Source organism: Alkaliphilus metalliredigens QYMF (assembly GCF_000016985.1).
GTDB lineage: Bacteria > Bacillota > Clostridia > Peptostreptococcales > Natronincolaceae > Alkaliphilus_A > Alkaliphilus_A metalliredigens.
This window is the reverse complement of sequence record NC_009633.1, coordinates 4,901,585-4,915,033: the sequence shown is the minus strand read 5'-3', so window position 1 is coordinate 4,915,033 and position 13,449 is coordinate 4,901,585. Positions and strand designations below refer to the sequence as shown.

16 protein-coding genes are annotated in these 13,449 nt (G+C 36.2%); 14 read left to right on the top strand and 2 right to left on the bottom strand.

Annotation, left to right across the window (positions count from 1 at the left end):
- Positions 1-57: 57 nt before the first annotated feature.
- Positions 58-672, bottom strand: a complete 615-nt coding sequence (yyaC, locus tag AMET_RS23905) for a spore protease YyaC (RefSeq protein WP_012065736.1) — start codon at positions 670-672, stop codon at positions 58-60.
- A 257-nt stretch (positions 673-929) separates the two neighbouring features.
- Between yyaC and AMET_RS23900 the strand changes: the two genes are divergently transcribed.
- The 6 genes from AMET_RS23900 (at position 930) to recR (ending at position 6,627) form a co-directional block, all read left to right on the top strand.
- Positions 930-2,018: a YkvI family membrane protein gene (locus AMET_RS23900; protein WP_012065735.1), complete on the top strand. Its 1,089-nt coding sequence runs from the start codon at positions 930-932 to the stop codon at positions 2,016-2,018.
- Between the two features lies 1 nt (position 2,019).
- Positions 2,020-3,138, top strand: a complete 1,119-nt coding sequence (locus tag AMET_RS23895) for a DUF5711 family protein (RefSeq protein WP_012065734.1) — start codon at positions 2,020-2,022, stop codon at positions 3,136-3,138.
- A 14-nt stretch (positions 3,139-3,152) separates the two neighbouring features.
- Positions 3,153-3,842, top strand: a complete 690-nt coding sequence (locus AMET_RS23890) for a CvpA family protein (RefSeq protein WP_012065733.1) — start codon at positions 3,153-3,155, stop codon at positions 3,840-3,842.
- Between the two features lie 71 nt (positions 3,843-3,913).
- A complete protein-coding gene (dnaX, locus tag AMET_RS23885) occupies positions 3,914-5,593 on the top strand; it encodes a DNA polymerase III subunit gamma/tau (protein WP_012065732.1) in 1,680 nt (559 codons plus the stop codon).
- 59 nt (positions 5,594-5,652) lie between these two features.
- Complete coding sequence (locus AMET_RS23880) at positions 5,653-5,997, top strand: YbaB/EbfC family nucleoid-associated protein (protein ID WP_012065731.1); 345 nt, start codon at positions 5,653-5,655, stop codon at positions 5,995-5,997.
- A gap of 30 nt (positions 5,998-6,027) precedes the next feature.
- Positions 6,028-6,627, top strand: coding sequence for a recombination mediator RecR (gene recR / locus AMET_RS23875; RefSeq protein WP_012065730.1), 600 nt, complete (start codon positions 6,028-6,030; stop codon positions 6,625-6,627).
- A gap of 36 nt (positions 6,628-6,663) precedes the next feature.
- Here recR and AMET_RS26095 read toward each other — a convergent pair whose 3' ends face one another.
- Positions 6,664-6,816 (bottom strand): hypothetical protein, encoded by a 153-nt coding sequence (locus AMET_RS26095; RefSeq protein WP_157047344.1) that lies wholly within the window; start codon positions 6,814-6,816, stop codon positions 6,664-6,666.
- A gap of 92 nt (positions 6,817-6,908) precedes the next feature.
- Between AMET_RS26095 and AMET_RS23870 the strand changes: the two genes are divergently transcribed.
- From AMET_RS23870 to AMET_RS23835, 8 genes are all read left to right on the top strand, one after another.
- Positions 6,909-7,262 carry a hypothetical protein gene (locus AMET_RS23870; protein WP_012065729.1) on the top strand — a complete coding sequence of 118 codons (354 nt, stop codon included), beginning with the start codon at positions 6,909-6,911 and terminating at the stop codon, positions 7,260-7,262.
- Positions 7,259-8,419: a cation:proton antiporter gene (locus AMET_RS23865; RefSeq protein ID WP_012065728.1), complete on the top strand. Its 1,161-nt coding sequence runs from the start codon at positions 7,259-7,261 to the stop codon at positions 8,417-8,419. Before AMET_RS23870 ends, AMET_RS23865 begins: the two co-directional genes overlap by 4 nt.
- A 253-nt stretch (positions 8,420-8,672) precedes the next feature.
- The gene (locus AMET_RS23860) at positions 8,673-10,007 is read left to right on the top strand and encodes a PhoH family protein (RefSeq protein ID WP_012065727.1); all 1,335 of its coding nucleotides are present in this window, start codon (positions 8,673-8,675) and stop codon (positions 10,005-10,007) included.
- A gap of 72 nt (positions 10,008-10,079) precedes the next feature.
- A complete protein-coding gene (locus AMET_RS23855) occupies positions 10,080-10,403 on the top strand; it encodes a DUF2508 family protein (RefSeq protein WP_012065726.1) in 324 nt (107 codons plus the stop codon).
- A 231-nt stretch (positions 10,404-10,634) separates the two neighbouring features.
- Entirely contained in the window at positions 10,635-10,901 is a 267-nt protein-coding gene (locus AMET_RS23850; protein ID WP_012065725.1) for a pro-sigmaK processing inhibitor BofA family protein, read from the top strand.
- Positions 10,902-11,025: 124 nt separating this feature from the next.
- A complete protein-coding gene (locus tag AMET_RS24670; protein WP_012065724.1) occupies positions 11,026-12,036 on the top strand; it encodes an FUSC family protein in 1,011 nt (336 codons plus the stop codon).
- A gap of 128 nt (positions 12,037-12,164) precedes the next feature.
- A complete protein-coding gene (locus tag AMET_RS23840; RefSeq protein WP_012065723.1) occupies positions 12,165-12,494 on the top strand; it encodes a MazG-like family protein in 330 nt (109 codons plus the stop codon).
- A gap of 19 nt (positions 12,495-12,513) precedes the next feature.
- Positions 12,514-13,443, top strand: coding sequence for a DUF2232 domain-containing protein (locus AMET_RS23835; protein ID WP_012065722.1), 930 nt, complete (start codon positions 12,514-12,516; stop codon positions 13,441-13,443).
- Positions 13,444-13,449 lie beyond the last annotated feature (6 nt).

Below are 13,449 nucleotides of genomic sequence, written 5' to 3'. Positions count from 1 at the left end.
AGAGAGGCATTGAAAATTGAGTGCGCTATGAGTCGATGCGGTAGCATCAGACGAATTTTAGTGTAGGTTTTCTTTTTTCATTAATGAAGAGAAGGTGTTATTTTTGTTTAGGGTCCATAATGAATATTTAATGGATTCAGTTATTGTGTCTGCCATCTTCATCACTAAATTAAGTCTTGTATTTTGTAAAATAAGATATTCCATATAGCCTCCCATGTTAACAATTCCCGTAATATGGATATCTCCAACAGCAGGAAGTTCCTTATTTACGCCAGCACCAGGTTTTAAAGGACCATTAGAGACGGTCATGTAACCAATTCTGTCCACTTTACCAAGGCAAGCATCAATGGCCACTACGAAAGGGCGATGATAGGTCTCATAAATCCAATGAATCCTTTCTTTTAGGTTTTTAGCGTGAACGGGATCCTCTAAGGTTCCTAAAACGTGAACAGAATCATAATGCCTTAATGACCTACAAAGCTTGTAGCCGATTAGAGGACCTAAAGCATCCCCAGTAGAACGATCAGTACCGATGCATAAAAAAACTAACTCTTGAAAAGGGGGGTGATAATATTTCTGGAGATACTGGGTAAGTAGGTGACTAAATTCAACTGAAGACACGGGAGTTTCAACACTTACAGAATCTGGAGTTTGTTTATTAAAAAAGCCCACAATATTCCTCCTTATGTGATGTACTTCTTGAGGCACAATATTATAGTGTCCGAAAGAATTATATAAAATACAGAAAAGAGCTTAAGTTATGAAAATTCTACGTGAGTGCCACCCTAGGATTTTTCTATTAACCAAGGGTTAAATTACATAAAGCAAACAAATCAAATATATATATATAAAGAGTCTTATAGATAATGAAATTTAAGTTTGAATAAGTAATGCACATGTAATTTAGTAAAAAGGGGAGGGGGAGGGGATTGAAAAAATTTAATTCAATCGTTACTTTGGGGACGATTTATATAGGAACCGTGATTGGAGCAGGCTTTGCATCGGGCCAAGAAATCTATCAGTTCTTTGGAAAATATGGTAATATGGGGGTAGTGGGAATTTTTGTCATGACAATTTTATTTAGCATTGTTGGATCTAGGATATTATCAGAAGTTTACCATGGAAGAATTCAAAGCTTTGAAAGTTTTGCTCTACATTATTTTAACAAGAGATTACTCTATGCGATCAACCTCATATTGATACTTTTCTTAACTGGGGGATATTTTATCATGCTGGCAGGAAGTGGCGCTGTACTTCATCAAAGCTTTGAAATTCCAGTTATTTATGGTATTGTAATGATGACTATTATGTGTTTTATTGTATTTTCATTTGGTCTAAAGGGAATCGCTGGGGTAAATAATTTGTTTGTACCCATATTGGCATTTGTTATTATTTTTGTCAGCGGTAATGTGATCAGTAATAATCATGTATTTATGAGTAATACCCAAGCAGGAGTCACTGCTTTAGTAGAAGAATTAAAATTTTTTAAATTTAATGGTGAATGGGTATGGTCAGCGATACTATATGTATCTTATAATAGTATGATAGCCCTTGTGGTTATGACATCAGTGTATCCGCTGATCTATGATCAGGGTTCCGCCCGTTATGGTGCGATTTTAGGGGCAGTGGGACTAGGGGCTATGGCATTGCTTATTTTAGTTAGCTTATTAATTTTAGAAACTAATATAATTGGATTAGAGGTACCCATGATTGCAATCGCACATTCCCTTGGGGATGGATGGAAACAAATATATAGTGGGGTGCTTTTGTTAGCAATGTTTACAACCGCTGTGGCCAATGGATATGCTTGTATTTTAAGGGTGACATATTTAATACCCCTAGGAGAAAAAGTAACGGGTTTTTTATTATGTACTTTATCCATTCCACTAGCAATGTTTGGTTTTAAGAGGCTAGTAGAAGTGATATACCCAATATTTGGATATATCGGATTTGTATTTATTGTAATCATTATTTTAAAAGGAAGGCCGACTAGGTTTCACATGAAACGAGGGGGATAAAATGATAAGAGAGAAAAAGAAGATCATGATCGGGATAGGATTAGTGCTTGTTTTAATTATTATGAATCCTAAGATCATGGACTTTGTACAGGGCGACAAAATGAGAGACAAGGACGCCTTCACAATATCAAAGGAAATTGAAACACCTCATAGTAGTTTAATCCAGTACAATAAATTAGACAAAGGGATCATAAAATATTTAGATGGTATTTTGTTTTATTATAATACTGAAGGACAACAACAGTGGGGGATTAATTTGGGGATCTCCAATCCATTGTTTAAAACCAGTAAAAATTTTGCATATGCAGTAGAAGGGAATCGCAGAAGGCTCATTAAAGTTGATAAAGATGGGGAAATAATGTATAATCGCATTCTCGAAAAGCCTCTGTTTAATCTAGAGGTGGGAGAAGAAGACTATGTCATAATTCAGCACCTGTCTGAGGGCAACTTAGAATATGTGACAATAATAGATGAAATAGGAAATAAAGCAGGAGAGGTAACTATTTCAGAGGGAAAAATATTAAATACTGCCATATCTGAGAAACATGATCGAGTTGCCATTAGCACAATAGATGTTAATGCAGAGGGGATAGAATCCACTGTGCTCATTTATGATTTGCAAGGAAACCTGAAAGAACTTGAGAAATTTCCAGATGAAATAATTTTGTCTTTATTTTATGGAATAGAGGGACAATTGATTGTGGTTCAAGAAGACAGGGTATTGGGTATTGAAGAAAAGAAAGCTCGACAATGGAGTCAAGATATTAATAATATGAAAATCATCGAAGCTGAAAGTGGGGGTAGGATTGTTTTTTATGAAAAACAAGAAAAAGGAGGATTGATCCATACAGGAGCAAGGGATCGAATCCGATTTTTATCCTATGATGGAAAATGGATGGGTGAAGCCGTATTAAAAGAGACCATAAATGGGATTAATTTAAGTGAAAATCAGGTTGTACTGCATTCCCCAAGGAGTATTTACTTGATGGATACACAGGGTGAAAGTGTGAAGGAATATAGCTATGGAAGTGATATTAATCAGGCATTTTTGCTGTCATCCAATCGGATCGCCGTGATCACAAAGGAAAAAATTTCCTTCATTGAACTAGTTGAAAGGTAAAGGAGAAAAATAAAATGACATGGATTGATATTTCTATCATCCTTTTAGTGGTCGTCAATATATTCATTGGATATCGCAGGGGATTGATTTTAACTTTATTTAGCATAGGAAGTTATGTATTAGCTTATTTGTTTTCTAAAAGCTACTATATAGATTTTTCACAATGGCTACAAAGCAGACCTTCATTTTTAAATGGAGTTTATGGATTTGTGGGTAAAAATATAGAAATTACTTTACCAGTACAAGGAGCTGAACAAGTACAAGAGCCTATTCATTCCATTGGAGAGTTAATTGCTTCAATGAAATTACCTGGATTTATTCAAAACTATTTACTTGGGGAAGTAAACCTACAAAACTATGCAGTGGAAACAATAGAGAAGGTACAAGATCTGATCATAGGGCAGCTGACAGAGTTATTTATTGATTTACTAAGTATGATTATTCTATTTATCCTTGCACGACTGATTATCTTAGGGATTGGACAAATAATCAATGGGATTTTTAAACTCCCGGTACTTGGGACAATTAATCAAATAGGAGGCGGATTTATTGGTGGTTTAAAAGGTGGAATATTAGTTTTTATTGGAATGATCATCTTATTTTCAATTACACTGACAACGCCAGAAGGAACAATAGCCAATACACTAGAGGATTCAAAGGTTTTTATGATGATATGGGATCAATGGGCTTCTAAAATCATTTAATTGAGGAGTACACATTGTATAGTTATGATATAATAAATTGATTGAATTGAAGTGAAGTGAAGGTGGTAGAAATGACCTATAAAGCATTGTATCGTAAATGGCGTCCAAGAATTTTTGAAGATGTAATTGGACAGGACCATGTGATTAAAACATTAAAAAATCAAATAGAAGCAAATAATGTTGCTCATGCCTATTTATTTTCAGGGACCAGGGGAACTGGAAAAACATCCACCGCTAAAATTTTTGCTAGGGCGGTAAACTGCAAGGATGAACAGAATGTTAATCCTTGCAATGAATGTGAAGTATGTCAAGGGATTATAACTGAAAGTATTATGGATGTGATTGAAATTGATGCGGCTTCCAATAATGGCGTAGATCATATTCGTGAGATTCGCGAAAATGTAAAATATCCCCCCTCAAAGGGAAAATACAAAGTATATATTATTGATGAGGTTCATATGTTAAGTACCGGTGCTTTCAATGCATTGCTTAAAACATTAGAAGAGCCTCCACCCCATGTGATTTTCATTTTAGCCACAACAGAGCCACAAAAGCTACCGGCAACAATTTTATCTCGTTGTCAACGATTTGACTTTAAACCAGTTAAAACCGATGATATGATGAAACAATTAGTGTACATTTGTAAATCCATGGACATTAATGCTGAGGAGGAAGCCTTGAGAGTTGTGGCAATGAATGCAGAAGGTGCTTTAAGAGATGCCCTGAGTATTTTAGAGCAATGTATTTCATTTCACCCTGGACAGCTTACTTATCATGATGTGACTAATACCCTTGGTATGGTCAGTCATGAGTTTTTATTTGACATGGCAGAAGCTTTTACTAAACAAAACGCTTCCAAAGCCATTGAACTGGTTCAACAGGTCATTATGGAGGGGAAGGATGTCCAAGTACTGATTAAGGATTTAATCGGATATTACCGAGGGCTACTATTGGCTAATATGAATGTAGAGTTAGAAGACTTATTATCCTTTTCTCAAGAAATATTGAGTCGAATAAAAGAGCAGAGCAAAGCTTTTGAGACCAATGAACTCATTAGAAGTATTCATGTGTTAACAGAGGCTGAGTCAAAGGCTAAGTATTCAACACATCCTCGAATTTTACTAGAAGTTGCGCTGATTACATTATGTCGCAGTGAAATAGATGATTCCTTAGAGGGACTATTAACCAGGGTAGATCATTTAGAAAAGACAATTGCTTCAGGAAATATGCCAGTCCACAATCAGGCAAGAACCGAAACAAAAATTGAAACAAAGAGGCAAGAAAAGATCCAGCCCAATCACCATCAAGCCCCCCCCTCACTCCAGTCCACAGCACAGGCTCAAGGGCAAAGAGAGACTATGATCACAAGCACAGTTGACGAATCGGATTCAAATGTTAAATTTCAAGAAGTAAGCAGGAAGTGGGATGAGATACTAGAATATATGAGGGGTGATAAAAAAATCCCTTTACAGGCCCTGTTAAAGGATGGTACAACTCTTATTGAAATGAGAGGAAATATACTGGTTATTGCATTAAAAGAAGGCTTTGCAATTCATCATAAGCGATTAAATCAAGATGATAAAAAGGATTACATCACTAATATCATTGAGAAGTATACTGGAAAAAAAGTAAACATCTCCTTTGTGATGGAAAATGAAATCAATCCCATACAAGTAGTTGAAGAGGATCATCCTTTAAAAAAACTACAGGAAGTGGTTCCCGAGGGGATGCTACAAATAATTGATGAATAAGTGTCACTTAGGTAGCTTATGATATAATAATAAAACATAATTAAGAAGGAGGAAAAACAATGGCTAAAAAAGGATTTCCAGGAATGGGCGGTGCCCCAAACATGAACAATATGATGAAACAAGTGCAAAAAATGCAGAAAGATATGGAAAAGACACAAGCAGCATTAGAGGAAAAAGAAGTAGAAGCTAGTGCCGGTGGTGGTGCCATCACTGTTAAGGTATCAGGGAAAAAGGAAGTCATTTCAATTGAAATCAAACCAGAGGTAGTAGATCCAGAGGATGTAGAAATGCTTCAGGATTTAATTATGGCTGCTGTTAATGAAGCAATGCGAGGGGCAGAAGAAATGGTATCAAAGGAAATGGGTAAAGTCACAGGAGGCATGAATATTCCTGGATTATTTTAAGTCAAAAGAAAAAGGTATAGGTGAAGGGATATGAACTACTATTCGGCTCCCATTGCTAAACTAATCGATGAGTTTTCAAAGCTTCCTGGAATTGGAAGAAAAACCGCCCAAAGATTAGCATTTCATGTGATCAGTATGGGATATGAAGATGCAGAGAAGCTTTCTAATTCAATTATAGAAGCCAAGAAGAGCATTAAGTATTGTCGTATATGCACCAACTTGACTGATAAAGAGGTTTGTAATATTTGTAGTGATCCAAACCGAAAGAAATCAGTGATTTGTGTCATAGAAGATCCAAGAGATGTTGTAGCGATGGAAAGAACAAGAGAATTTAAAGGGCAGTATCATGTTTTACATGGAGCAATCTCACCTTTGGAAGGAATCGGACCAGAGGAAATTAATATTAAAGAGCTATTAATAAGACTACAGGAACATCCCGTAGAGGAAGTTATCTTGGCCATGAACCCTAATATTGAAGGGGAGGCCACGGCGATGTATATTGGAAAACTTTTAAAACCGATAGGGATTAAAGTATCACGGATCGCCCATGGCATACCAGTAGGCGGGGATCTTGAGTATGCAGATGAAGTAACACTATCTAAAGCATTAGAAGGTAGAAGAGAAATTTAAGTGAACTTGTTTCATGTGTAACTCCAAAATAAACTTCTACAACAACATAATAAAGTTCTTCAAAAGCCAGGCGGTTTCATGGGTTCCCCCATCATTCTTCCTGGCTTTTTCACATTTACTCCGCCTTTCTTCCTGCAGTTCCTCTATGAAATCTCTATCACTTAACAAAAAGCCTATATAATCACTCATTTGATATATGAGTTAAAAAGTGATATCCTTTTTATAGAAAATTTTATTAGTTCTTAAAATTTTGAAATACACCAACAGGGAGGAATTAACAGATGCATTTATTAATTGCAATCATCAACAACCCAGATTACGTAATAGATATATTAGATGAGTTCTATAAAGTTGACGTTAGAGGAGCAACAGTAATGGACAGTAAGGGAATGGCACATATTATAGCTGATCATATCCCGTTTTTTGCCCGCTTTGCCGAATTTGGAAAGGATCCTTCATTCAATAAGACAATTTTTGTCGTTATTGATTCTGATGAATCCCGGAAAAAAGCAATAGACGCCATAGAAAGAATTGTTGGAGACTTAAACAAGCCAGATACCGGCATTGTGATGACAATCCCCATCGATTTTTGTAAAGGCCTGGTTAAAACAGAGGGGGATGAGTTACTACGATGAATATCTCTTTAGCGATTGGCATTGTTTTTCTAGCAGGAGCTGCGGGGGGAAAACTGGCCCGTTACGTGAAGCTTCCATCGGTAACAGGTAATCTATTAGCGGGAATTCTTGTGGGTCCTTCTGTTATGGGCTTAGTTAGCGTAGAAGAAATGTATCAGCTTGCACCAATCAATGAACTGGCATTGGGTGTGATTGCACTTTCCATTGGGGCTGAGCTCCATTGGGGAACAATGCGCAAGTTAGCCAAAGATGCAGCCAAGGTTTTTATGGTAGAGGCCCTTCTTACCTTAGTCCTTGTATTTGGATCTCTATATCTATTTGGTTTGCCTTTTCGATACGCCCTCATCTTTGGGGTAATTAGTATTGCTACAGCTCCAGGAGCTATTATTGCATGTATAAGGGAAACCCCCTCTAAGGGAGACTTCAGCAGGGTACTCTTATCAGTAGTCGCAATGGATAATTTATTTTCTATTACGCTCTTTGGTATTATCATTAGTTTTATGCAGGTCGGGCTGGCTGCTACTGATACAGGGAATACACCGGCCATTGTAATGGCTTCACGGGATATAGGGATTGCTTTACTGTTAGGAATAGGCGCTGGTGTATTTTTGGTAGCCACATCCCACAAGGCTAAAAGTGATACACGCATTTTAGTTTCCGTTCTAGGAGTGATTTTAGTAACAGTAGGATTATCCAACCAGTGGGGGACACCTGCTTTACTGGCTGCAATTACAGCTGGTACCGTCTATATCAATTTTTCTGGAAAACCACAGCGAATTAGTCGATCGCTTATGAATGTTGAGGATCCCATTTTATTGGTTTTTCTTACCTTAGCAGGTGCAAAACTGGATTTATCAGTTCTGCCGGCTGTAGGACAAATTGGTTTGGTATATATCGGAGCACGTTTTGTTGCCAAACTGGTGGGGAGTCGTGTGGGAACAGCATTAACAAAGTTTCCCATGAGTTGGAAGCGCAATTTAGGTAGAGCCCTAACTCCCCAAGCTGGCGTGGCCATTGGTTTAGCAATCATCGCTGAACAAAAATCTATCTTTGCACCGGATACAATTATGCCCGTTGTTCTTACAGCAGTAGTGGTTTTTGAACTCATTGGACCAATACTTGTACGTAAAGCATTGTGCGATGTGGATGAAGCTTGATGAAATGTTAAAGGATAGAAAACGTAACGCAAAGAAATTTGGCACTTGTTTCAATTTGTTTAAAACATGGTTTAGGGAAAGATACAATTCTCCTTAAGCCATGTTTTCATTTTTGAAGAAAGATGTCCTTCTTTTTAAAGTGAAATATACCACACATGAATTCCCTTTTGGCATAATAAACATATAATAATAACCAGTAAGTGTTCAATCATAGAAAGGATGGTGAAGACCCTTATTACCCGTAGGGGGACATATGCGGAAAGCTTTTATTCTTGATACCAGTGTTTTGCTTCATGATCCAAGAAGTATCTATTCCTTCGGAGATAATCTTGTGGTTTTACCAGCTGTGGTAATAGAAGAAATTGATAAAAAGAAGAACAACCAAGATCTGATAGGAAGAAATGCCAGAGAGGTGGCAAGGGAGCTAGATAAGCTCAGGGAAAAGGGAACATTGAGCCAGGGTATTCAAATAGAAAATGGTGGTTATATTAAAGTAGAATTAAATCACCGTAGTCTAGCTAAAGTAAGAGCATTTTTTAATGAAATTAACAATGATAATCGTATTTTAGCAGTTGCGTTGAATTTACAGCTGGAGAAAACAGAAAAGGATGGCGAGGTCGTTTTAGTGAGCAAAGATGCCATCATGCGAATTAAAGCGGATGCATTGGAAATCAGTAGCCAAGATTATTTACACGATAAAATTCACTTAAATGAAGAAATCTACCATGGATATGAGGAATTATGGGTTGAGGGTGAGCTCATTGACACATTTTACAAGAGAGGATACGTTATGGTAGAGGAGCTTCAGAAGGCACTTAATGGATATGCATTAAGCTACAATGAATTTATCCTATTAAAAGATCGACAGGGCACAGGCAAATCAGCTATTGGAAAACTCAAGAAAGAACATCATAGGGTAGTGGGATTAAGTTTTGGGGAAGGGAGCTACTGGGGAATCAAAGGAAGAAATTTAGAACAAAGAATGGCACTAGAAGCATTATTAGATGATGATGTTTCAATGGTTACCTTAACAGGAAAGGCTGGAACAGGAAAAACATTACTATCCTTAACAGCGGGTCTTTACAAAACCAACGATGAAAAGCGTTATCAAAAATTACTGATTACGAAGCCTGTTATTCCAGTAGGAAGAGACATTGGTTTTCTACCAGGAGATAAGGACCAAAAACTAAGACCTTGGGTGCAACCGATTTATGACAACCTAGAGTTAATTTTGGGGACAAAGGCACTTTCTAGTATAGGAGATACCATTGTGGCAATGAATCGCATTGAAATCGAAGCCCTAACCTATATCCGTGGAAGAAGTGTACCCAATCAATTTATTGTGATTGATGAGGCACAAAATTTGACAAAACATGAAATTAAAACCATCATCACCAGGGTGGGGGAAGGAAGTAAAATTGTATTAATGGGAGACACGGAACAGATTGATCATCCATACTTAGATGAACAGTGTAATGGACTAACATATGTGATAAACCGGTTCAGAGATCAATCAGTATCGGCCCACATTCATTTTAAAAAGGTGGAGAGATCTACCTTAGCTCAACTAGGAGCAGAAATCCTATAGGAGGCAGTATAAATAGGAATAAAATGGATAACCTAATAGATAATAAAAAAGATCTAGGGGGGAAATTCCATAATGAAAGAGCAAAGCTCTATTGAAACAAATGAAACAAATGGAACAAAGAAAGAGAAGGCTGTGAAGAATGTGGTCTCGGTTTTAGAGAACTTGTATAATAAGATCGGTAATTACCAGGAGCCTGAAATAGACGAAGAACAAGCATTTATTCAACAAGTTCTCAATGCCCACGAAGAATGGAAAAATGCCGAGGGATTCTTCCATAATGTATCAGATCCTGACTTAGTAGACCATGCAATTTACAAGCTAGAAGCTGCCAAAACCAGATATATATATTTATTAAAAAAAGCAAAAGAAGAAGGCGTTCGGGTTAATTTTCACTAAGCTTGTCATATTGGCTAACTGAACATGATATAATATAAGGAGTAGATGAACTACTCCTTATATTATGTACTTAAACACTTGAAATTTAAAACAAAGGCCGTTTTAAATTTCAAGTGTGCCATGAGTCCATACGATAGCACCGGACGAATTTTATTGTTTAGGAAATAGTTCTTTCTAGAGCAGTAAATAGTATTGCATAGACTACTATTTAATTGAAGTGAGGGAATGTGTATGGGATTTGAATTAAGTGTGATACTGGCGTATGCCATCGGATTGATTTTATTATATGTTGTGGGTTGGATACTTCTCATTCCAATTAAATGGCTGGTAAAGCTGATTTGGAATGGTATTATTGGTGGAATTATGCTATTGATGCTTAATTTCATAGGTGGTTTTTGGGGGATTTATTTAGCCATCAACCCTGTTACAGCTTTAATCACTGGATTATTAGGCGTTCCTGGGGTCATTCTGTTATTAATATTGAAATATATCGTATAGGAAGATAAGTTCTGATTCTGTAAAAATAGAGATACTCTCCTAATGGAAAATGAGGTATAATAGACTAGAATTCCATATTTATATTCAAAATTTGAGTACATTATATTCTTTTAGGAGGATTCGTATGAATATTGGTCTTAGGACCTTGAAAACAGGATTAGCAGTTACACTAACACTTTTTGTTTACTATCTTTTAGGAATGGATGATCCTTTTTTTGCAGCTGTTGCTGCAATTATTGTCATGCAACCTACGGTTTCAGATTCTTGGAAAATGGGTTTCAATAGAATGCTAGGAACCTTAATTGGTGCAATGATTGGCCTTGCCTTTGTTTTAATAGCCCCAGGAAATCCAATTGTTGCAGGAGTAGGCATTATTGTACTCATTATGATTATGAATAAATTAAACTGGAAAGCGTCCACTTCCATTGCAACCATTGGATTCATTGCCATTTTTCTCAATACAGAGGGAGGGCATATCGCTTATACCTTACATCGTTTATTTGATACATTTGTGGGCATTAGTATTGGAGTGGTTGTCAATTACTTTATTTACCCTCCTACCTATGATACAATAGCCATCGATAAGATGCGTAATGTATGTAAAGACCTTTGGGAATGCAATTTATTAACATTAGAAATTCTTTTAGAAGAAAGGCAAGAAGACATTAAGTATTTAGAAACAAGGATGAATGAAATAGAAGGAGAGTTGCAGGAATCAGACAACTTGCTACAATTACAGGTTAAAGAAGAACGAATAAGGGTGTACGGAGACTTTAAGTGTAATGAATTAATGATTACTTTCAAGCTGGTTAAAGAAATCTATCAGCACATACAAAATATTCATGTTGCCTGTAAAAGAGGACTAAAGCTGCATATGATTGAGGACATTGCTGAAGATGTTCAGAAGATAAAAGCTTCATTAGAAGTGGTCCAAGGAATTGAAAAGGAAGTATTGAATCACCAAAAAAATATAGACCTAACGCTTATTATTGAAGAAATAAGGAAGGTCAAAACACAGCTAAAAACAAATACTAAAATCAATGAATACCCTGCGGAAGAAGTTGTGCGAATGATCGTATTTTTATATAATCTTGAAGAGGCTTTATCTAAGTTAAATATTATAACAGCGTACTAACACATAAGCACTGGAGTATTCCTGTGCTTATTTATCAATTAAAGGGTGATATGAAGGAGGAAAAACCTAGTTAAAATCGAATATAGTAATGATGACCTATTAACTAGGATGGAATAGGGGGAAATAGGATGTTGGATTTTCAAAAAAAGAATGTGGATATTGGACGTAATCTAAAAATGATAGAATTTTTAAAGTGTGAGCTATTGAGTAGCATTGCCCTTGTATTTGAGGGGTTATTAAAAGGAGTTAAGGGGGCACAAGATTCAGTACTAGAAGGATTAGCCAATATTATTTTAGTGACTTATTCACTAGGAAAAAGATTAGGAATTGATTATCAAATAATTGATAAAAAAGTACAGGACAAGGTAAAAATTCATATTATAGAGGAACATCATCTTGAAAAGTGGTATGGCGAATTATCCAGTCTCAATCAACATTTAAAGGGACGTGAAAAATAGTTCTTAGGAGTGATGAAGTGTGAACAATGTAACAAGTAAAAAGGCCTTAATTGAATCAGCCCTTATTGCATCAATTACTGCTTTCTTTGGAATTGTAGGAGTCTATATTCCAGTTTTATCAGTATTACTGGTGTTATTACCAGTTCCATTTATGGTCTTAGCCGTAAGACATAGTACAAGATACGCTGCTTTATCTTTACTATTAACAAGCCTTTTAATTGGATTTTTAACAAGTCTATTATATCCATTGTTTATACTGTTATTAGTGGGGCCACTGGCATTGTTGATGGGATACTACATCAAAAGAAACAGAGAGCCATTTCAAGTGATGGCTTTGGGGAGTGGCGCCTCAATCATATCGATTTTTATAGCCATCCAGATTATTTCATTAGTCAGTGGATTTAATGTAATGAGTCAGGTGAACCTCATGTTGCCTGAAGTGCTAGAACATCAAATGGATATGCTGAGAGAAATGAACTTTAGCAGAGTGGCTATTACAGAAGCCTTCAATTACATGGTCATGATTTTACCAGGGCTTATGATGATTCAAGTATTTATAGGTGCATTTATTAATTATTACTTAACGATTTCCATACTGAGGAGATTTCGAGTTGAAACCTATGAGCTTCCTAGCTTTAGTCACTTCAAGCTGCCGCACAATATTGTACTTGGAACCTTCATTATTTTTGTTTTAAGCTTATTAACCACCTATATAGAGGGAATCTATCACACCAGTTTAATTGCTAATGTGACACTACTTTTTGTGTTTATCTTTTTTTTACAGGGGATCTCATTTGTAAGCTACCTCATTAAAAAAACCCGAATCAATAGAACCGTAAGAATTATCATAATCGTATTGATCGTCTTAATCAGTCCATTGTTAACAGTGGTTTCTATCATGGGTGTGATAGATGCTATGTTAGACATTAGAAAACTTAGGAAATCTTAATATTTA